At 71.4% G+C, this 18,015-nt stretch carries 20 protein-coding genes; 6 read left to right on the plus strand and 14 right to left on the minus strand.

Annotated features, from left to right (window positions below; translation table 11 throughout):
• Positions 1–64 precede the first annotated feature (64 nt).
• A complete protein-coding gene (locus AC0IW9_RS08915) occupies positions 65–883 on the plus strand; it encodes a hypothetical protein (RefSeq protein WP_471647876.1) in 819 nt (272 codons plus the stop codon).
• Here the strand turns inward: AC0IW9_RS08915 and AC0IW9_RS08920 are convergent.
• Positions 863–1,501: an NUDIX domain-containing protein gene (locus tag AC0IW9_RS08920; protein ID WP_471647877.1), complete on the minus strand. Its 639-nt coding sequence runs from the start codon at positions 1,499–1,501 to the stop codon at positions 863–865. The two genes, AC0IW9_RS08915 and AC0IW9_RS08920, sit on opposite strands and share 21 nt — an antisense overlap.
• Before the next feature lie 37 nt (positions 1,502–1,538).
• Between AC0IW9_RS08920 and AC0IW9_RS08925 the strand changes: the two genes are divergently transcribed.
• The gene (locus tag AC0IW9_RS08925; RefSeq protein ID WP_471647878.1) at positions 1,539–2,501 is read left to right on the plus strand and encodes a DMT family transporter; all 963 of its coding nucleotides are present in this window, start codon (positions 1,539–1,541) and stop codon (positions 2,499–2,501) included.
• A gap of 96 nt (positions 2,502–2,597) precedes the next feature.
• On the plus strand, positions 2,598–3,074 hold the full coding sequence (locus AC0IW9_RS08930) for a MarR family winged helix-turn-helix transcriptional regulator (protein ID WP_471647879.1): 477 nt from the start codon (positions 2,598–2,600) through the stop codon (positions 3,072–3,074).
• A 45-nt stretch (positions 3,075–3,119) separates the two neighbouring features.
• On the opposite strand, the gene AC0IW9_RS08935 is transcribed toward AC0IW9_RS08930, so the two are convergent.
• The 5 genes from AC0IW9_RS08935 to AC0IW9_RS08955 all read right to left on the minus strand — a co-directional run bounded on the left by AC0IW9_RS08935 (position 3,120) and on the right by AC0IW9_RS08955 (position 8,816).
• Positions 3,120–4,319: a tetratricopeptide repeat protein gene (locus tag AC0IW9_RS08935; RefSeq protein WP_471647880.1), complete on the minus strand. Its 1,200-nt coding sequence runs from the start codon at positions 4,317–4,319 to the stop codon at positions 3,120–3,122.
• A gap of 368 nt (positions 4,320–4,687) precedes the next feature.
• Positions 4,688–5,665 (minus strand): Bug family tripartite tricarboxylate transporter substrate binding protein, encoded by a 978-nt coding sequence (locus AC0IW9_RS08940; protein ID WP_471647881.1) that lies wholly within the window; start codon positions 5,663–5,665, stop codon positions 4,688–4,690.
• 84 nt (positions 5,666–5,749) lie between these two features.
• A complete protein-coding gene (locus tag AC0IW9_RS08945; RefSeq protein ID WP_471647882.1) occupies positions 5,750–6,712 on the minus strand; it encodes a Bug family tripartite tricarboxylate transporter substrate binding protein in 963 nt (320 codons plus the stop codon).
• Positions 6,713–6,722: 10 nt separating this feature from the next.
• Positions 6,723–7,775, minus strand: a complete 1,053-nt coding sequence (locus tag AC0IW9_RS08950; protein ID WP_471647883.1) for an LLM class flavin-dependent oxidoreductase — start codon at positions 7,773–7,775, stop codon at positions 6,723–6,725.
• Positions 7,776–7,847: 72 nt separating this feature from the next.
• Positions 7,848–8,816 (minus strand): Bug family tripartite tricarboxylate transporter substrate binding protein, encoded by a 969-nt coding sequence (locus AC0IW9_RS08955; protein ID WP_471647884.1) that lies wholly within the window; start codon positions 8,814–8,816, stop codon positions 7,848–7,850.
• A gap of 87 nt (positions 8,817–8,903) precedes the next feature.
• Between AC0IW9_RS08955 and AC0IW9_RS08960 the strand changes: the two genes are divergently transcribed.
• The gene (locus AC0IW9_RS08960) at positions 8,904–9,704 is read left to right on the plus strand and encodes an SDR family NAD(P)-dependent oxidoreductase (RefSeq protein WP_471647885.1); all 801 of its coding nucleotides are present in this window, start codon (positions 8,904–8,906) and stop codon (positions 9,702–9,704) included.
• A gap of 7 nt (positions 9,705–9,711) precedes the next feature.
• On the opposite strand, the gene AC0IW9_RS08965 is transcribed toward AC0IW9_RS08960, so the two are convergent.
• The 6 genes from AC0IW9_RS08965 to parA form a co-directional block, all read right to left on the minus strand.
• Positions 9,712–10,839, minus strand: a complete 1,128-nt coding sequence (locus AC0IW9_RS08965; RefSeq protein WP_471647886.1) for an alpha/beta fold hydrolase — start codon at positions 10,837–10,839, stop codon at positions 9,712–9,714.
• A gap of 88 nt (positions 10,840–10,927) precedes the next feature.
• Entirely contained in the window at positions 10,928–11,488 is a 561-nt protein-coding gene (locus tag AC0IW9_RS08970) for a hypothetical protein (protein ID WP_471647887.1), read from the minus strand.
• 38 nt (positions 11,489–11,526) lie between these two features.
• Positions 11,527–12,501, minus strand: a complete 975-nt coding sequence (locus tag AC0IW9_RS08975; RefSeq protein ID WP_471647888.1) for a zinc-binding dehydrogenase — start codon at positions 12,499–12,501, stop codon at positions 11,527–11,529.
• 45 nt (positions 12,502–12,546) lie between these two features.
• Positions 12,547–12,969 carry a GNAT family N-acetyltransferase gene (locus AC0IW9_RS08980; protein WP_471647889.1) on the minus strand — a complete coding sequence of 141 codons (423 nt, stop codon included), beginning with the start codon at positions 12,967–12,969 and terminating at the stop codon, positions 12,547–12,549.
• A 2-nt stretch (positions 12,970–12,971) separates the two neighbouring features.
• The gene (locus AC0IW9_RS08985) at positions 12,972–13,433 is read right to left on the minus strand and encodes a CopD family protein (RefSeq protein ID WP_471647890.1); all 462 of its coding nucleotides are present in this window, start codon (positions 13,431–13,433) and stop codon (positions 12,972–12,974) included.
• The gene (gene parA, locus AC0IW9_RS08990; protein ID WP_471647891.1) at positions 13,423–14,073 is read right to left on the minus strand and encodes a ParA family partition ATPase; all 651 of its coding nucleotides are present in this window, start codon (positions 14,071–14,073) and stop codon (positions 13,423–13,425) included. Before parA ends, AC0IW9_RS08985 begins: the two co-directional genes overlap by 11 nt.
• Positions 14,074–14,206: 133 nt before the next feature.
• On the opposite strand from parA, the gene AC0IW9_RS08995 reads away from it, so the two are divergent.
• On the plus strand, positions 14,207–14,947 hold the full coding sequence (locus AC0IW9_RS08995) for an SDR family NAD(P)-dependent oxidoreductase (RefSeq protein ID WP_471647892.1): 741 nt from the start codon (positions 14,207–14,209) through the stop codon (positions 14,945–14,947).
• A gap of 63 nt (positions 14,948–15,010) precedes the next feature.
• On the opposite strand, the gene AC0IW9_RS09000 is transcribed toward AC0IW9_RS08995, so the two are convergent.
• Complete coding sequence (locus tag AC0IW9_RS09000; protein WP_471647893.1) at positions 15,011–15,760, minus strand: DsbA family oxidoreductase; 750 nt, start codon at positions 15,758–15,760, stop codon at positions 15,011–15,013.
• Between the two features lie 92 nt (positions 15,761–15,852).
• Between AC0IW9_RS09000 and pobA the strand changes: the two genes are divergently transcribed.
• Positions 15,853–17,028, plus strand: coding sequence for a 4-hydroxybenzoate 3-monooxygenase (gene pobA / locus AC0IW9_RS09005; protein WP_471647894.1), 1,176 nt, complete (start codon positions 15,853–15,855; stop codon positions 17,026–17,028).
• Here pobA and AC0IW9_RS09010 read toward each other — a convergent pair.
• Positions 17,004–17,984 carry a Gfo/Idh/MocA family oxidoreductase gene (locus AC0IW9_RS09010; RefSeq protein ID WP_471647895.1) on the minus strand — a complete coding sequence of 327 codons (981 nt, stop codon included), beginning with the start codon at positions 17,982–17,984 and terminating at the stop codon, positions 17,004–17,006. The two genes, pobA and AC0IW9_RS09010, sit on opposite strands and share 25 nt — an antisense overlap.
• Between the last annotated feature and the right edge of the window lie 31 nt (positions 17,985–18,015).

Genomic DNA, 18,015 nt, shown 5'->3' on the forward strand with positions numbered 1-18,015 from the left:
TGGCCTGCGCATGGGGCTAGGCTGCCGCCATCCCATGCCATTTCACGCATCCAGGAGCCGCTGCTTGAGCAAGCCGACGTTGGAAGCTGCCTTCCCGGCCCGTCCCCTGACGCTGAAGGCTCCCATCGCCTGGGTGCGCAGCGTCTTCCTCGCCATCGGCGCGATCATCCTGGCCGGCGGCTTCGGCTGGTTCGCCACGGCGGAGGTGGTGCCGACCCTGCTGCAGGACTACGCGGTGCGGGAGGGCGCGGCCCCCATCCGCGGCCGGATCGAGTCCGGGCGCTGCCGGTCGCGCTGGGCGCTGTTCCAGGATTGCGAGATGGTGCTGATCGCCGCCTCGCAGATGAAGGGCGGCGCGCCGCTGCGGCAGAAGGTCGACTACCTCTTCGTCGAGCCGCACATGGGCGACTACAGTGTGCAGGTGATGGCGGATCCGGACCGGCCGGACTGGCTGACCACGGATATGGGCCAGGACCACCTGGTCAACCGCATGCTGACCCTGGCGGGCTTCGCGCTGGGCATGCTGCTGATCATCTTCGGCGGGCTGATCAGCATGCGCCGCGGCTGGCGGGCCCGGAGCGCCATGCGCGCGCTGTCCGGCCAGCGGCTGGCGCCGGTGCCGCTGCGGCTGCTGCGGCGTGACCAGAACGGCTGGCAGCTGGTGCCGATGGCCGGCGGCACGCCGATGGTCTGGCCGCTGCCGGCCAAGGCGGAGCCGCTCTGGCTGGATGCGACCCAGGCGGTGGCGCTGGGCGTCGGCGTGCCGGGGCAGGCGCCGTTTCCGCTCGACCATGAGATGACCTGGGCGGATTTCAGCCCGGCGGAGCGGGAGCAGCTGCGGGCGGCGCTGCAGCCCCCTGCGTCAAGCCCAGTCGCGCCGTAGCCGGGCGCGGTGGTGGCGGAGCCACCAGAGGCAGATGGCCGCGGTCGCATTGCCGATCCGGTCGGCGTCCAGCAGGGCGAAGGCCTCCTCCGCCGGCATCACCAGGACGCGGATATCCTCGCCCTCCTGCGCCAGGCCGAAGGTGCCGGCGGCGCCGGGCCGGGGCAGGGTGACGCGGGCGGCGTAGAGGAACATCGCCTCGTCGCAGCCGCCCTGCAGCAGCATGGTGTGGCTGATCTTCTCGAAGCGGTCGGGCCTGAGGCCGGTCTCCTCCTCGGTCTCGCGGCGGGCGGCCTCGGCCGGGTCCTCGCCGGGCTCGAGCAGGCCGGCGGGGCATTCGGTCATCACCGCGGGAAAGCCGGCGGCCAGCGCCGGCAGGCGGAATTGCTCGATCAGCGCGACGCAATCGGCGGCGGGGTCGTAGGGCAGCACGGCGACGCCGCTGCCGCGGCGCCAGAGCTCCCAGGTCAGCTCGGCCGAGCGGGCGCCGTCGAAACGCTCATAGGTGAAGCGGACGCGCTGGAGCGGGAAGCGGCCGTCCCAGACCACCTCGTCGGCGCGGACCTCGAGCCCGGGGTGGGCGGGGATGAGCGGGGCCTTGGGGGGTCTGGTGTTCATGCGCCGAGGACCCTAGCCTCAGGGCGGAACGCCGTCCATGGACACGCAACTGGAAGCAGCCCTCGCCAAGGGCACGGCCGAGCCTGCCTCGGAGGAAGCCGAACGCCGCCAGCGCGGCGCGGCGCGGCGGCATGCCGTGCTGATGGTGCTGGCGGCGGCGGCGGTCTTCTCGGTCGCCGGGGCGCTGGTGAAGGGGCTGAAGGGGGAGCTGCCGCTGGCCCAGGTGGTGGTCTGCCGCAACCTCTTTGGCATCCCGGCGCTGCTGCCGCTGGTCTGGATCTCCGCCGGGCGCGCCGGGCTCTGGTCGGCGCTGCGGACGCGGAACCCGAAGCTGCATGCCATCCGGATGCTGACCGGCCTGGTGGGCATGGTCGGCGCTTTCTACGGCTATGCGGTGCTGCCGCTGGCGACGGTGACGGCGCTCGGCTTCACCATGCCGCTGTTCCTGACCCTGCTGTCGATCCCGCTGCTGGGCGAGAAGGTCGGGCCGCGGCGGGGCGCGGCGGTGCTGGCGGGGTTCGGCGGGGTGCTGCTGATGTCGGTGCCGGGCAGCGGCGGCGCGGCCAATGCGCTGGGGACGGCGGCGGTGCTGGCCGGGGCGGTGGGCTGGGCGCTGTCGATGATCACCATCCGCCGCATGGGCGATGCCGGCGAGGGCAATGCGACCATCGTGCTGTGGTTCGCGCTGGGGGCGACAGCGGTTTCCGCGGTGGTCGCGGTGCCGCTCTGGGTGGCGCCGACGCCGCTGCAATGGGCGATGCTGGCGGGGACCGGGCTGCTCTCGGCCGGGGCGCAGGTGATGATGACGGAAGCCTATCGCCGGGGCGAGGCGACCCTGCTGGCGCCTTTCGAGTATTCGGCGATCCTCTGGACCACGGCGATGGGCGCGGTGGTCTGGGCGGAGCTGCCGGATGGCTGGGATTTCGCCGGGATCGCGGTGCTGGTGGCGAGCGGGTTGTATATCTGGCGGCGGGAGGTGGTGCTGGGGCTGCGGCGGTAATATGGAAGCCCCCTTGACATAAAGGGGCGATTTGATGCTCTCATGAGCAACCACCGGTAGCAGCTGGTGGTCGGTCATGACGAAAGGGCTATGACGATGTCCCAGACCAATCAGCCTATCAGCATCAACGCCGCATTCGAGGACTATGTCCTGGATGCCAACCGCATCGTCTCGGTCCTGTCGGACTCGGCCATCTTCGCGGAACACGGCATCGGCCTGGCCGAATGGGCCGTGTTGCGGGCAGTGTCCCAGGCGGAAGGTGGCTCGGTCGGGAACCTCGCGCTGATCCGCCAGGTCGGCATTTCCCGGCAGAGGCTGCGCGACCTGCTGCGTTCGCTCGAGGAGCGCAAGCTGGTCCAGGTGGCGGTCTCCGACGCGGATCGCCGGCAGCGTGACATCAGCCTCGGTGATGCGGCGCCGGAGGTGCTCGAGGCAATCTCGGTCGCTCTCGGCAAGCTGAGCGGATCGCTGGGCTTCGTACGCCAGGAACTGGCCACCCGTTCGCTGGCGGCGAGCGCACGTCTCGCCAAGGCCGTCATTCGGGCGCAGCGCAAGCCGCTTGAAGCGGCCTGATGGCCATGCCCGGCGCCGGCAACGGCGCTGGGCCTGGAGCCGGGCTCAAGGCCCGGCCAGCAGGACTTCGGCGGAACGTCCGGCGATCTGGCGGCGGAGTTTGACGACCACGGGATCTTGCGGATTCATGGTGGCGGCCCGGTCAAGGGCCTCCCTGGCCGGGCCGATGGCCTCCGTGGCCAGGTATGCAGCCGCAAGTGCGGCATGCGCCCTCACCTGCCGCGGGTCGAGCGAGGTGGCGGTGGTGAGAACCCTGACCGCCGCATCCGGCTGTGCGATGCGGAGCAAGGACAGGCCCCACTCGAGGTGGTAGGGGGCAACCAATGGCTTGCCAGCCACTGCCTGCTCGAAGGCTCGCGCCGCCTCGGTGAACTGCCCGAGGCGGGAGAGGATCTTGCCGAGCTGGTAGTGGACGCCTGGGTTGCTGCTTTGCAGCGCCTGGGCCTGGCCGATTGCGGCCAGGGCGAGACTGCGCCTGTTCTTGGTGAGAAGCGCGGCGGAATTCGCCCAATAGACGGCGGTGGACCGGCGGCTCTGCCGAACGATCGACCTTGCCTCTGCCGGACCGAGGCTCCCCCGGACCAAGCCTAGGATGATCCGGCTCAGGCAGCCGGCATCGCGGAGGAAGGCTCCTGCGGGATGGCCACCGAAGGGAATGAGCAGCGGCCGGGGATTGGAGGATAGCGCCAGCAGGCGTTCCGCATGGTCGCGGTCCGGCGTGAAGGGATCATAGAGCAGGTTGAGTTGCGCCGCGGGATTGAGGCCGGCGGCCATGTCGTCCCGGCTGAAGGTGATCCGGCGCGCATCCTCAGCCCAGCGCTTCTCCCGTGGCGACGTCAGACGGTCGATCGAGAACTGCGGGGAGACGGCGATGATCGCATCTGCGGCCAATGCCCCGCTCCAGAGCGCCGCGGCGTAGCCACCCATTGAGGATCCATAGGTGACCACGCGCCGGAAGCGCCGGGTGATGGCCTGGATGGCGGCGATCGCCGCCTCGGCCTCGGACACCTGGAACCAGTGGTTCCATCCGGCCTTGACCAGCACCGTCGAGATGCGGTGCTTGGCGAAATAGTCCTCGCCGAAGCCCTTGCGATGGATGCCCTGGCGTTCCGTGCGGGCCGGGAAGGTGACGACGACGAGGTCGGTGTCTTCCGCGAAAGTCCGGTCCACGACGGCGATATCGGGGCTGTGGAAGATTTTCATCGGACCGTTGACTTTCGTACCATCAGTGCCGGCCATGACCATGCCGAATGCCGGCGGGTGCCGGTCGGGGACGGATGGCTCGGGGCGGGCCGGCTAACCGCGACCATGACCGGATGCAGCGCACCGCTTCGCATCGCCTGGACCCCTGGTCATTCGGCGAGGATCTGACCCGATCCTACGCCTTGTGCAGCACACGAATGCCTTGGTCGACGACCAACCGGCACGCCTGAGTTGTCTGCAATCTGCAGCCAGGACGCGAAATTCACAATCTCGATAATCGCATTCCGTGTATGCGGATACCTCATCCTTGGTTCGATGATCGGGACGCCGCAGACATCGGCCGGGATGCCAGCCACCGGTTGCCAAGTGATGGCGCTTCAATGAATGCTGAGGGTCTCCGGTCTCCGCTGCTACTCCTGGTTCATCCCCGAATTGCGGATCAGCCCGGTCCATTTCTCTACATCGGCGGCGATCCGCGCCTGCATCGCCGCCGGGCCGCGCGCCGCGGCGGGCGGTGCGGTGCTCGCCAGCTCCTGCAGCCGGCCCTGCAGCGCCGCATCCTGCTGCGCCGCCTCCAGCGCCTCGGCCAGCCGGGCGATGACCGGGGCGGGGGTGCCGGGCGGGGCGGCGAAGCCGTTCCAGATCACCAGGTCGAAGCCGGGCAGCCCGGCCTCGATGAAGGTGGGGACATCGGGCAGTTGCGGGATGCGCTGCGCCGCGCTGACCGCCAGCGCCACCGCGGTGCCGCCGCGATGCGCCGGGATCATCGTCACGGTCTGGTCGATCACCGCATCCACCACCCCGGCGGCGAGGTCGTTCATCGCCGGGCCGGCGCCGCGGTAGGAGACCAGCGTTCCCTTCAGCCCCGCCAGGTGCAGCAGGTAGCCCGGCGCGAGATGGCTGGTGGTGCCGAGGCCGGCGGTGCCGAAGGTCGCCTGGCCGTCGCTGCCGCGGATGCGCGCGAGCAGCGCCGCCAGGGTCCGGGGCTCCCGCCGCGGACTGCCGGCCAGCACCATGGGCACGTCGGCGACCAGCGAGACCGGCGCCATGTCCCGCCGCGGGTCGAAGCCGCCATGGGGGTTGAGGACATAGCCGACGGCCATGACGCCCATGTTGCCGAAGGACAGCGTGTGGCCGTCCGGTTCCGCCCGCGCCGCGCGCTGCATGCCGACCAGGCCGCCGGCGCCGCTGACGTTCTCCACCACCACGTTGCGGCCGAGCAGGGGCGCCATGGCCTGGGCGAAGAAGCGCGCCAGCGCATCCAGCGTGCCGCCCGGCGCGGAGGGCACGATGACGGTGATGGTGCGCTGCGGGAAAACCTGGGCATGGGCGAGGGCGGGCGCGGCCAGCAGCGCCAGCGCGGCCCGCCGGGGAATGGTCGGCATCATGGCGGTTCCTCGGTGCTTTCTTGGCCCGGCGGGACCGGGCGGGCGACTGTGGCGCGTCCCGCGGCGGGCGGGAAGGCCGGCGCTTCAGTCGAGCTGCACCCTGGTGCTGCGGATGATCGGCTCCCACCGCGCATTCTCGCGTGCCAGGAAGGCCTGCAGCGCCTCTCCCGCCAGCGGCATGGGCCGGGCCGAGACCGCGTCCAGCCGGGCGGCGAAGCCGGGGTCGGCGAGCGCCTGGGCGGTGGCCTCGCGCAGCCGGGCCTCGACGGGGGCGGGCACCCGGCCGGCGGCGACCAGGACGAACCAGGAGGCGACGTCGAAGTCGGCGATGCCGTAGTGCCGGAAGGTCGGCACGCCGGGCAGCAGCGGCGTCGGCTCCGGCAGGCCGACGGCGAAGGCCTTCAACTGGCCTCCGCGCACCAGCGGCAGGCTGTTGGGCACCAGGTCCACCATGAGCTGGACCTCGCCCTGCACCAGGGCGGTGACGGCGGCGGCGGCGCCGCGATAGGGCACGTGCACCATCGCGCCGCCGGCCCGCTCGGCGAAAAGGTGCGTCGCCAGGTGCATGCCGCCGCCGATGCCGGAGGAGCCGTAGTTGAGCTTGCCCGGATTGGCCCGGGCATAGGCGATCAGCCCGGGCAGGTCGGCGGCCGGGATGCCGGGCGTGACCACCAGGACGAAGGCGACCGCGGCGACGGTGCTTATGGCGGTGAATTCGCGGTCGGGGTCGTAGGGCAGCCGGGCATAGAGGTACTTGTTGAAGACCTGCGTCGCCTGGGTGCCGAGCATCAGCGTATGGCCATCGGGTGCCTGCCGGGCGACGTAGTCCGCCGCGGTCAGGCCGCCGGCGCCGCCGCGGTTCTCCACCACCACCGTCTGGCCGAGGCGGGCCTGCAATTGCTCCGCCAGCAGCCGGCCAAGCAGGTCCGAGGCGCCGCCGGGCGGGAAGGGGACCACCAGCCGCAGCGGGCGGCTGGGCCAATCCGGCTGGGCCTGGGCGAGGCCGGGTGCCGCCAGGGCGGCGCCGAGCAGCGCACGCCGCCTCATGCCTGGTGCCTCATGCTTGGCGGAGGCCGCGGAGGCGGGGCATGACGTGCTCGGCGAAGCGGCGCATCTCCGGCTCGAAGGGCTGGAACTGCACCAGCAGGGTCTCGATGCCGATCTCGTGGAAGGCGGCGATGCGGGCGGCGACCTCCTCGTAGCTGCCGACCAGGCCGGCGGCGGTGCCGCCGTTGGTGCCGACGCGGACGGATTTCGCCATGGTCTGGCGCATCACCACCGCGGGGTCGGTATTGGCCTTCACATAGGCCTTGATCTCGCCGTCCTCGGCGGCGAGGGCCAGCAGCCGCTGGTAGGCCCGCTCGGCCTCGGCCGCCGTCTCCCGCGCGATGACGAAGGCGGAAAGGCCGAAGCGCAGCGGGGCGCCGCTGCGCGGGCGGCGCGAGACGTCCTCGATCAGCGCCCGCACATCCTCCAGCGGCTGGCCGTTGATGAACCAGACATCGGCCTGCGCCGCGCTCAGCGCCCGGGCGGGCTCGGATTCGCCGCCGATGTAGATGCGCGGGCGCGGGCGGAAGGTGCCGGCCGGGCGCAGCATGTAGTCCCTGATCCGGAAATGCGTCCCCTGGTGGTCGACGCGCTCGCCGCGCATCAGGCGCTCGACCACCTCCAGCCATTCGCCGCCATAGGCGTAGCGGTCGTCATGCTCGAGGAAGGGGATGCCGGCATCGACGATCTCCTTCCGGTTCCAGGCATTGACCAGGTTGATGGCGAAGCGGCCGCGGCTGATGTGCTCGATCTGCAGCGCCATCTTGGCCAGCACCACCGGGTGGTAGAGCATCGGCTTGATCGCCGCGATGATCTCGATCCGGCTGGTCTCGGCCGCTAGCGCCGCGGAGGAGGTCCAGGCCTCGAGCTGGTCCAGCTCCTCCTTGTGCGGATTGGCGGTGTGCTGCGCCACCAGGGTGCAGTCGTAGCCGAGGCGCTCGGCCTCCAGCACCAGGGCGCGGTTGCGTGGCCAGGAGGCGTCGTAGGGTTCCTCCGGGTCGTTCAGCGCGGCGCGGTTGCCGTGGACGAGTGCCCAGATGCCGATGCGGAGCGGGTGGGTCATGCCGGTCATCCTCGAATGCGGCTGGCATTGAGGCATGGGAGGCGGCTGATGCGAAGGTGGTGCCCCGGCCGCTCAGTCCGGGGAGATGTTGTTGCGCTGGATCACCTCGCGCCACTTCACCAGCTCGGACTGCAGGAAGGCGGCGAATTCCTCCGGGCTGTTGCCGCCGGGGATGGCGCCCTGGTCGTGCAGCAGGCGCTGCACCTCGGCGTCGCGCAGCGCTGCGAGGGCGGCCTCGCGGATCAGCCGCAGCGGCGCCTCGGCCATGCGCGCGGGGGCGACCAGCCCGTGCCAGTTGCTGGCATCGACGCCGGGCAGGCCGAGCTCGACGAAGGTCGGCACGTCCGGCAGCCAGGACAGCCGCTGCGGCGTGCCGACCGCCAGCGCCCGCAGGCTGCCGGCCTGGATGTTGGACAGCAGCACCGGCAGGTCGGCGAAGCCGAGCTGGACCTCGTTCCGCAGCACCGCCGTCGCGAGCTGGCCGCCACTGTTGTAGGAGATGTTGACGATATCGATGCCGGCGGCGGCGCGGAGCTGCTCGGCCGCCAGATGCGGCATGCTGCCGTTGCCGGTGGTGCCGAAGTTCAGCGAGCCGGGCTTGGCCTTGGCCCCGGCGACGAGCTCCTGCAGGGTCCGGAAGGGGGAGGCGGCGGGCACCACCACCGGTTCCGGCACCAGGGCCGCGAGGCTGATCGGCAGCAGGTCCCGGCTGGGGTCGTAGGGCGTGCCGCGGCCGAGGCTGGGGGAGATGGCCAGCGCCCCGGCGCTGCCGATGCCGAAGGTATAGCCATCGGGTGCCGCCTTGGCGATGACGTCGACGCCGGTGACGCCGCCGGCCCCGGCGCGGTTCTCGATGATGACCGGCTGGCCCAGGGTGCTGCCCATGCGCGGCGCCAGGATGCGGGCGATGATGTCGCTCGGCCCGCCGGCGGCGAAGGGCACCACCAGGCGGATGGGGCGGCTGGGGAAGCGGTCCTGGGCCTGGGCCGGCAGCGTTGCTGCCAGGGTCAGGAGCGTGGCGAGGAGAAGGCGTCGCGTCATGGATTTCGTCCCGGATATTCGGTGGATTCTGCTGCAGCCTGGGCCGGCGCTAGAAGGGACGCCATGGCTGAGGGATGGAGCGGAAGAATGGCACAGCGTTTCGCGGGCAAGGTCGCCCTGGTCACCGGGGCCGGCTGCGTCGGCCCGGGATGGGGCAATGGCCGGGCCATCGCGGTCGGCTTGGCGCGGGAGGGCGCCATGGTCGTCGGCGTGGACCGGTCGCCTGAGTCCATGACCGAGACCGCCGAGCGCATCGCCGCCGAGGGCGGCCGCTTCGAGCCGGCGACGCTCGACGTGCGGGACGGCGCCGCGATCGCTGGTCTGGTGGCCGATATCGTCGCCCGGCATGGCCGCATCGACGTGCTGGTGAACAACGTCGGCGGCTCGGCGCCCGGCGGGCCGGTGGAGATGGGCGAGGAGGTCTGGGACCTGCAGATCGACACCAACCTGAAAAGCGTCTTCCTCACCCTCAAGCACGTGCTGCCGGTGATGGAGCGGCAGGGCGGCGGCGCGGTGGTGAATCTCGCCTCCACCTCCGGCATCCGCTGGACCGGGGCGGCGCAGGTCGCCTATGCCGCCTCCAAGGCCGGGGTGATCCAGCTCTCGCGGGTCGTCGCGGTGCAATATGCGGCACGCGGCATCCGGGTGAATACGGTGGTGCCGGGGCAGATGCACACGCCGATGGTCGAGACCCGGCTGGCTGGGCAGCGGGCCGGCGGCGATGTGGAGGCGCTGGTGAAGCAGCGGCTGTCGCGCATCCCGATGGGCTTCGCCGGGGACGGCCGGGATACCGCCGCCGCGGTGCTGTTCCTGGCCTCGGAGGAGGCCAGGTTCGTCACGGGGACGGAGCTGGTGGTGGATGGCGGCATGTCCGTCCGCTGCGGCTAGGCTCAAGCTAGTTCCGCCGGGCGCCGCGGGCGACGAGGTCGAGGAAGCCGGCGGTCTCCCGGTTCAGGAAGTCCACGTCGGCCGGGGCGCCGCCGCCGGCCGCGGCATGGCCGGTGACGGTGCCCGGGCTGATGGTGACGACGCGGACGTCGCGGATGAAGCGGGCGGCCTCCTGCGGCTCGTATTCCGGGTTCAGCAGGTCCTTGGTGCCGGTCAGGATCAGGGTCTTGGCCTTGATGGCGCGCAGCGCGCGGATCAGGTCGCCGCCCATGCCCGGCGTCGCGCCGATGTCGTGCCGCTCATAGGCCCAGGTCTGGTACAGCCAGTCGTTGGCGTCGAAGGCCGTCAGCTGCGCGGTCTCCTGCTGCTGCAGCCAGGGCAGCACCGCCATCGGGTCCTGCGCGAACTGGTCGCGGTAGAGCTCCGGGCTGCGGGCGGCGAGGAAGCTGAGGATGTCGCGCCAGAGCCGGATGCCGCGCTCCGGCGGGGCGGTGTAGTTGCCCTCGGCCCAGGCGGGGTCGAGCATGATGGCCTTGCGGCTCGCCTCCAGCACCGCGACGGTCCAGGCCGGGGTGCGGGCCAGCGGCACCATGGCGACCAGGCTGTCCATGAAGTCGGGCTGGCTGACGCCCCATTGCAGCACCTGCATCCCGCCCATCGAGGGGCCGACCACGGCGACGACATGGTTGATGCCGAGGTGCTCGGTCAGCAGCCGGTGCTGCGAGGCGACCATGTCGCGGATGGCGTAGCGCGGGAAGCGCATGCGCGGCTGCGCCGTGCTGGTGCTGGGGGAGGTGGTCAGGCCGTTGCCGATCGCATCGGTGGCGACGATGAAATACTTCTCCGTATCCAGCGCCTTGCCCGGGCCGATCAGGAAGTCCAGCCGGTGGTGGTTGCCGCCGACCGCGGTGACCATGAGGATGGCATTGGACTTCGCCGCGTTCAGCGTTCCGTGCGTGACATAGGAGATGCCGAAGTCGCGGATGGTCTCGCCGCTTTCCAGCGTGAGGTCGCCGAGCCGGGCCATCTGGTGCGGTGGCTGGTTCGGGCCATGCGCAGCGGCGGGGGTAAGTGGGGCGGGGCTGAGGTGGAGCGCGAGGCCGAGTGCGGCCCCGGCCAGGATGCGGCCGAGCATGGTTGGTGTCCCCCCTTGGATGCGGGCGGCGTTGCGCCCGCAGGGCGGCAGTCTGGCGCGGCAGCGACGGCGCCGCCAGGGGAAGCCTTCAGCCCTGCTTGGCCTTGGGCGGTTCCGGCAGCGGCTGGCGGCCTTCCGCCCGGCCGTGCTGGAGGTAGTGGTCGCGGCCGGAGGGGAAGATCTCCGCCGCCACCGCCGCCCTCACGTCGCCATAGGTCGCCAGGTACCAGTCCTCGTCGAAGGGGAGGGGCGGCGGCGGTGGCGGCGGGGGCGGCGCGGGGCTGAGCACCGGCGGGGCTTCCGGCATGATGCCGGTTTCGGCGCGCAGGCGGATCAGCTCCCCATGCTGGGACATGGCCGCTTCCTGGGCGAAATTGCGGGCCTTCTCGGCCGCATTGCGGGCGGCGCTCAGCAGGGCGACCTCGGCCCGCAGGGTGGCGATGGTGCGCTCGGCGCGGGCGGCGCGGGCCTCGGCCTCGGCATGGGCCGCGGTCATGGCCGCCAGCGCGGCGCGAAGCCGGTCCGCTTCGGCCAAGCAGGGCTCGGCCGGGCCGGCCTCGGTTGTGCCGGCGCCTGGACCCTCGGGCACCGGGGGTGTCGCCGGTCCCGGGCCGGGCTGGTTCCGGTGCTGCCCTTGGTCCTCGCTCAATCCCGGCTCCACTCTCAGCGCCCCTGGCAGGCCGGCGGTCAGTCTGCCAGCACGATCTTGCCGAAATGCTGATTGTTGCGCATATGCGCAAGCGCCTCGACGGCTTCGGCGAGCGGAAAGACGCGGTCGATCGGCAGGGCCAGCTTGCCTGCCTCCACCGCCGGCCAGAGATCGGCCCGCATGCGGCGGTTGATCTCCCGCACCTCGGCCACGCTGCGGGTGCGGAAGGTGACGCCGATATAGGCGATGCGGCGCAGCGCATGCAGGTCGAAGTCGAACTCGCCCTTCGCGCCGCCGAGCCGCCCGACGTTCACGATGCGGCCGAGGATGGCGCAGGCGCGCATATTGGCATTGGCGACGCTGGCCGAGACCTGGTCGATGATGACGTCGACGCCGCGGCCTTCGGTTGCCGCCAGCACCTGGTCGGGCCAGGCGGCGTCGCTGGTATCGATGGCGAGGTCGCAGCCGAATTCCGCCAGCTTCGCCCGGCGCGCGGCATTGGTGGAGGAGCCGAAGACCTGGCTCGCGCCCATCGCCTTGGCGATCTGCATGCCCATCAGCCCGACGCCGGAGGAGGCGCCCTGGATCAGGATGGTCTGGCCCGGCTTCAGCGCGCCATTGGTCATGATGGCGTCATGCATGGTCTGCAGCGCGACCGGCAGGGTGGCGGCCTGGGCCCAGCTCATGTTGCTGTCCGGCAGGGGCGTGGTGCGGCCCCAGTCGGCGACGGCATATTCGGCGTAGCCGCCGTTGCCGCTGCACATCACCCTGAGGCCCGGGGTGAACTCGGCCGGAACCTCGGTGCCGACCGCCGCGATCTCGCCGGCGAATTCCAGGCCGAGGATGGTGCCCGCCCCGCCCATGCGGCCATGGGCATGGCCGGCGGCGACGCCGAGATCGGCGCGGTTCAGCCCGCTGGCACGGACCCGGACCAGGACCTCATGCGGCCCCGGCTTCGGTTCGGCGACGTCGATGACCTGGACGCCGGAGGAGGTGACGACGGCTGCCTTCATGGGGGCGTTTCCTTGATTGGATGATGGGGCGCGGGCGCCGGCGGATCAGAGCGTCTTGCGGAACCAGAGGCGGGCATGGCCCTGCGGCATGCCGTCGAGCCGACCGAATTCCTCGTAGCCGCGGCGCGTCCAGAAGCCGGGCGCCTGGAAGCTGAAGGTATCGGTATAGGCATGGGTGCATTGGCGGGTACGGGCGATGGCCTCCGCCCGGTCCAGCAGCTGGCCGCCGAGGCCCTTGCCGCGCTGGTCGGGCGCCAGCCAGAGCCAGTCGATGAAGAGCCAGTTCCAGTAGGTCAGGCCGAGCAGGCCGCCGCGCACGGCGCCCTCGGGATCGCGGGCCAGCACCGTCACCGGCTCGCGGTCATAGGGGCCGCCCATGTCCTGGTTGTAGGAATGCAGCCCGCGCTGGATGGCGGCGACCGCCTCCATCTCCGGGTAGTCGTCCTCGCTGATGATGATGTCGGTCATGCTCAGTGGCCGAAGCGGCCCCAGGCGGCGACCGCGACGGTCAGCAGGCCAAGGGCAAGGTTCATGGTGACGAGCTGGCGGATGCGGTTCACCGCGGCCGCGGCCCCGGCATTGTCCGACTTCGCGCGCGCGGCGCGGAATTCCTTCCAGGGGCCGGTGACGATGGCGACGAAGGTGGCGGCCATGATCAGCGCGGTGAGGTGCATCGCATGGATATGCCAGCCGGCGCCGACGAAGCCGCCGTACCAGCCGAACAGCAGCGCGTAGCCGGTGATCAGGATGATCGGCATGGCATGCCAGATGAGGCGGAAGAAGCGCGCCAGCACCGCCTCATGCAGGGCGAGGCGCTGCGGCGCCTCCAGCACGCCGAGCGCCGGGCGGAGGGTGAGGATGGCGAAGGCCATCCCGCCGACCCAGAGCACCGCGCCCAGGACATGCAACGCGTAGAACAGGTTACCCAACATGCTTCATCCTGACGACTAGGGCGGCGACGGCGGCGGCAAGCGCCCGCATCTCGGCCGCGGCGGGGCTTTTCGGGGAGGCTTCGGTGACCGCGAGGCCATCGAGGAAGGCGCTGGCGAATTGGACGCGGTTGCCGAGGCCTTCGGCCAGCACCGGCACGCCGCGCTGGGCCAGCGCCGCCAGGATGTTGGCCTTCATCTTGCCCTGGGCGGGCGCGCGGTTGAGCACCACCACGACCTGGCGGCGCTCGGCCTGGGCCAGCTTGACGGTCGCCTCGCTGGCCCAGAAATCGGCCGGCGAGGGCTGCATCGGCATCAGCACCAGGTCGGCGGCGCGGATGACCTGCCTGGCTTCGGATTCCGCATGCGGCGGCGTATCGACGATGACGAAATCCTGGTTGCGCCGCAGCTTGTCGAGCGCCCCGGGGACCCGCCAGCCGGAGGGGCTGTCGAAGGTGAGGGCGGCTGCCTTGGCCGCCTGCTTCACCCGCTCGGCATGCCAGCGGACCAGGGATTGCTGCGGATCGGTATCCAGCAGGGCGACGCGATGGCCCCCCGCCGCCAGGGCGGCAGCGAGATTGGCCGCCACGGTCGATTTCCCGGCGCCCCCCTTCTGCTGTGCCACCGCCACCACGAAGGCCATGCCCTCACCTCCCCCACCTGTGCTCCTACTAACCCGGATCGGTCCTGGAGCCACCATCGCCAAGCACGTCAGGGGCTTTTAGGTTGCGTCGCAGCGTTGCAAGGCCGGTACCGGCCGACAGGGGAGGTTTGCCATGAATCAGCTCGATCTCAAGGGGCGCGTCGCGGTCGTCACGGGGGGTGCGCGGGGGATCGGCCTGGCGATCGCCGAGCGGATCACCGCCAGCGGCGGCCGGGTGGCGATCTGGGACGTGGACCTGGCCGAGGCCGAACGCGTCGCCGCCCGGCTCGGCGGCCATGCGGCCAGGGTGGACGTGACCGACCATGCCGGCATCGAGGCGGCGCTGGCGGCGACCGAGGCGGCGCTGGGGCCGGTCGATATCCTGGTGGCCAATGCCGGGATCACCGGGCCGAACGTGCCGGTGGAAACCTATCCGGTCGATGCCTGGCGGCAGGTGATCGAGATCGACCTGACCGGCGTCTTCCTCTGCTGCCGGGCGGTGGTGCCGGGGATGCGGGCGCGGAATTACGGGCGGATCGTGAACATCGCCTCGATCGCCGGCAAGGAGGGCAACCCCAACGCCGCGGCCTATTCGGCGGCCAAGGCGGGGGTGATCGGCCTAACCAAGTCGCTGGGCAAGGAGCTGGCGACGACCGACATCCGGGTGAATTGCGTGACGCCGGCGGCGGCCAAGACCGATCTCTTCAAGCAGATGACCGAGGCGCAGATCGCCTACATGCTGAGCAAGATCCCGGCGAACCGCTTCGTCGAGGTGGAGGAGATCGCCGGGCTGGTCTGCTGGCTGCTGACGGAGGAATGCAGCTTCTCGACCGGGGCGGTGTTCGACGTGTCGGGCGGCCGGGCAACCTACTGAGTCTGAATTCCAGAAACAGATGATGGGGGCCGGGGAGACTACCTTCTCCCCGGCCTTGGCGTCCTAGGCCGCCTTCGCCCGCTCCCGCAGGATCGAGAGCCCGCGCCGGAAGGCATCCGCGATATTCTCCGGCGGCATCGCCCCGCTGAACAGCACATGCCCTTCCAGCGCGAAGGTCGGCACGCCGGAAAGCCCGCCGCGGCGGAAGCCGGCATCCTCGGCGCGGACTTCCTCGGCGTCGTCGCCGCTGGCGAGAAAAGCGGCGACGCGGTCGGCATCGAGGCCGACCTGGGCGGCGATCCCGGCCAGCACCGCATGGCTGCCGATGTCCTTGCCTTCCTGGAAGTAGCCGCGGAAGATCGCCTCCATCAGGTCGTTCTGCACCGTGCCGCCCAGGCCGCCGGCGAGGCGGATCAGCCGGTGGGCATCGATGGTATTGGGCGTGCGCAGCATCAGGTCGTGGCGGAATTCGAGGCCGGCGGCACGGCCGGAGGCGGCGACCTGGGCATCCAGCTCCCGCCCGCGGGTCTCGCTGCCGAATTTGGCGGCGCGGTAGGCGGCGCGCTCCACGCCCTCGGGCGGCATGTCGGGGTTGAGCTGGAAGGGACTCCAGAAGATCTCGAAACGCTCGCCCTCGGCGGCGAGCTGGGCCAGGGCGGCCTCCAGGTTGCGCTTGCCGACCCAGCACCAGGGGCAGATGGCGTCGGAGACGATGTCGATGCGGGAGGGGACGGCGGCCAGGGGCAGGGTTTCGGCCTGGGTCGCGGGCAGCTCGCAGCCATCGCGGCCGCAGACGGGGGTGTTCTGGTCCATGGATCGCTCCTTCGCGCTTCCCCCGAAGGTCGTGCCTTGGCGCCCGGGGTGCAAGCCTACAGATTGGTCGGGACAGGCAAGGACGGGGCGGGATGCGGACGCAGGTGGGGATCGTGGGTGCCGGGCCGGCCGGGCTGCTGCTGGCGCATCTGCTGCACCTGGCCGGCATCGAGAGCGTGGTGCTGGAGGCGAAGTCCCGCGCCTATGTCGAGGAGCGCATCCGCGCCGGGCTGCTGGAGCAGGGCAGCGTCGACGTGCTGACCGAGAGCGGCCTCGGCGCCCGGCTGCAGCGGGAGGGGATGGCGCATGACGGGCTGGAGCTGCGCTTCGGCGGCGCTGGCCACCGCATCGACCTCAAGGGCCTGACCGGCAAGCAAGTGACCATCTACGGCCAGCAGGAGGTGGTGAAGGACCTGATCGCCGCGCGGCTGGCCCAGGGCGGGCCGCTGCGGTTCGAGGTCGGGGATGTCGCGGTGCATGACCTCGATACCGATGCCCCGCGCATCACCTATACCGAGGACGGTGAGGCGCGGGTGCTGCACTGCGACCTCATCGCCGGCTGCGACGGCTTCCACGGCATCTGCCGCCCGGCGATCCCCCCCGGGGTGCTGACCGCCTATGACCGGGTCTATCCCTTCGCCTGGCTCGGCATCCTCGCCGCCGCGCCGCCGGCCTCGCATGAGCTGATCTATGCCCGGCACGAGCGCGGCTTCGCCCTGGCGACGATGCGCAGCCCGACCCTTTCGCGGCTCTACCTGCAATGCGCGCCGGATGAGGACATCGCCGCCTGGTCCGACGACCGCATCTGGTCGGAGCTGCATGCGCGGCTGGCGCGGCACGACGGCCTGGACCAGGTGAACGAGGGCCCGATCCTGCAGAAGGGCATGACCGCCATGCGGAGCTACGTCGTCGAGCCGATGCGGCACGGCCGGCTGTTCCTGGCCGGCGATGCCGCGCATATCGTCCCGCCCACCGGCGCCAAGGGGATGAACCTGGCGATCGCCGACATCCGCGTGCTGGCCCGCGCCATCGAGGCCTTCTGCCAAGGGCGCGGCAGCGAATTGCTCGATGGCTATTCGGCGAAGGCGCTGGCGCGGATCTGGAAGGCGCAGCGCTTCTCCTGGTGGATGACCTCCATGCTGCACCGCTTCGACGGCGGCGATCCCTTCGAGCACAAGGTGCAGGTGGCGGAACTCGACTACATTTGCCGGTCCCGTGCCGGGGCGATGACCCTCGCCGAGAATTACGTCGGGCTGCCGCTGGACTGAGGCGCGGCCAGGATCGCCTCCACGATCTCCTGCACCTCCAGCGCCTCCCGCAGGGTCGCCAGGAGATGCGCCTCGCCGCGGGTCATGGCGGCGACGCCGGCGATCTGGCCGCGCAGCACCAGCGGGCGCATCCGCTCGTTCGGCATGGCATCCGGCGCGGCGGCCCAGCCCTCGGGACCGCGGCGCTCGGCGAAGGACCAGTCGCGGATGCGGATCGCGTCGTTCAGCACCCAGCTGTTGTGGTCGTCCTGCGCCGTGGTGCCGACGCCGCCGGTCAGCGTCACCGGGATGCCGCCGGCGGTGAGCCTGGCGGTGATCGCCGTCTCGGCAGCATCGCCGGGCGGATAGCTCACGCTGGCTTCCTGCAGCGCCAGCGGGCCGAGCTGGCGGCGGGTGAGGAAGAGGAAATGGGAGACGACCTCCCGGGTGAAGCCGCCCTCGGCGCGGCGGGAGAGCCAGCCCGCGGCATCCTGCTGCCAGCCGCGCGGCCAGCGGGCGAAGGCGACGGTGATGGCCAGCGCTTCCGGCGTCAGCCCGGCGCGCCAGGCCGAAAGCTGGGCGATGGCGGGGGAGGAGGCCATGGGGAAATTCACCGCGGCACGGGCACCGGCCGCCTCGGCGCGGCCGACGAAGGCACGGGCGGCGGCGAGGTCGGTCGCCAGCGGCTTCTCCAGGAAGACGGCGCGGCCGGCGGCCAGCGCCGCCTCGGCCAGCGGGATATGCGCGGCCGGCGGCGCGGCGATGTAGAGGCAGTCGCAGGCCTCGATCACCGCCGCGGCGGAGGCCAGCATGGGCACGCCCGGCGCCGCTGCCGCCAGCCGCGCGGCGGCGGCGGGGGAGGGGTCCCAGACGCCGACGGGGGTGGCGAATTCGGTCGCATGGCCGAGCGCGGCGCGCAGCAGGCGTTCGCCCATGATGCCGAAGCCGATGATGCCGAGGGCGATGGGGGCGGGCATGGTCGTCTCCGAAGCGATGGGAGGCGAGGTC

The sequence above is a fragment of the Belnapia sp. AC561 genome (assembly GCF_979252845.1).

What these genes read in the sequence shown, in the direction of transcription:
- AC0IW9_RS08925 (WP_471647878.1), top strand. Translation starts at nt 1,539, where the DNA reads ATGGACACGCAACTGGAAGCAGCCCTCGCCAAGGGCACGGCCGAGCCT.
- AC0IW9_RS08965 (WP_471647886.1), bottom strand. Translation starts at nt 10,839, where the DNA reads ATGCTCGGCCGCATCCTGGCCGGGGCCGCACTCGGCCTCGCGCTCCAC.
- AC0IW9_RS08950 (WP_471647883.1), bottom strand. Translation starts at nt 7,775, where the DNA reads ATGACCCACCCGCTCCGCATCGGCATCTGGGCACTCGTCCACGGCAAC.
- AC0IW9_RS08935 (WP_471647880.1), bottom strand. Translation starts at nt 4,319, where the DNA reads ATGGTCATGGCCGGCACTGATGGTACGAAAGTCAACGGTCCGATGAAA.
- AC0IW9_RS09010 (WP_471647895.1), bottom strand. Translation starts at nt 17,984, where the DNA reads ATGCCCGCCCCCATCGCCCTCGGCATCATCGGCTTCGGCATCATGGGC.
- AC0IW9_RS08930 (WP_471647879.1), top strand. Translation starts at nt 2,598, where the DNA reads ATGTCCCAGACCAATCAGCCTATCAGCATCAACGCCGCATTCGAGGAC.
- AC0IW9_RS08955 (WP_471647884.1), bottom strand. Translation starts at nt 8,816, where the DNA reads ATGACGCGACGCCTTCTCCTCGCCACGCTCCTGACCCTGGCAGCAACG.
- AC0IW9_RS08945 (WP_471647882.1), bottom strand. Translation starts at nt 6,712, where the DNA reads ATGAGGCGGCGTGCGCTGCTCGGCGCCGCCCTGGCGGCACCCGGCCTC.
- AC0IW9_RS08980 (WP_471647889.1), bottom strand. Translation starts at nt 12,969, where the DNA reads ATGACCGACATCATCATCAGCGAGGACGACTACCCGGAGATGGAGGCG.
- AC0IW9_RS08920 (WP_471647877.1), bottom strand. Translation starts at nt 1,501, where the DNA reads ATGAACACCAGACCCCCCAAGGCCCCGCTCATCCCCGCCCACCCCGGG.
- AC0IW9_RS08975 (WP_471647888.1), bottom strand. Translation starts at nt 12,501, where the DNA reads ATGAAGGCAGCCGTCGTCACCTCCTCCGGCGTCCAGGTCATCGACGTC.
- AC0IW9_RS08985 (WP_471647890.1), bottom strand. Translation starts at nt 13,433, where the DNA reads ATGTTGGGTAACCTGTTCTACGCGTTGCATGTCCTGGGCGCGGTGCTC.
- parA (WP_471647891.1), bottom strand. Translation starts at nt 14,073, where the DNA reads ATGGCCTTCGTGGTGGCGGTGGCACAGCAGAAGGGGGGCGCCGGGAAA.
- AC0IW9_RS09000 (WP_471647893.1), bottom strand. Translation starts at nt 15,760, where the DNA reads ATGGACCAGAACACCCCCGTCTGCGGCCGCGATGGCTGCGAGCTGCCC.
- pobA (WP_471647894.1), top strand. Translation starts at nt 15,853, where the DNA reads ATGCGGACGCAGGTGGGGATCGTGGGTGCCGGGCCGGCCGGGCTGCTG.
- AC0IW9_RS08995 (WP_471647892.1), top strand. Translation starts at nt 14,207, where the DNA reads ATGAATCAGCTCGATCTCAAGGGGCGCGTCGCGGTCGTCACGGGGGGT.
- AC0IW9_RS08960 (WP_471647885.1), top strand. Translation starts at nt 8,904, where the DNA reads ATGGCACAGCGTTTCGCGGGCAAGGTCGCCCTGGTCACCGGGGCCGGC.
- AC0IW9_RS08940 (WP_471647881.1), bottom strand. Translation starts at nt 5,665, where the DNA reads ATGATGCCGACCATTCCCCGGCGGGCCGCGCTGGCGCTGCTGGCCGCG.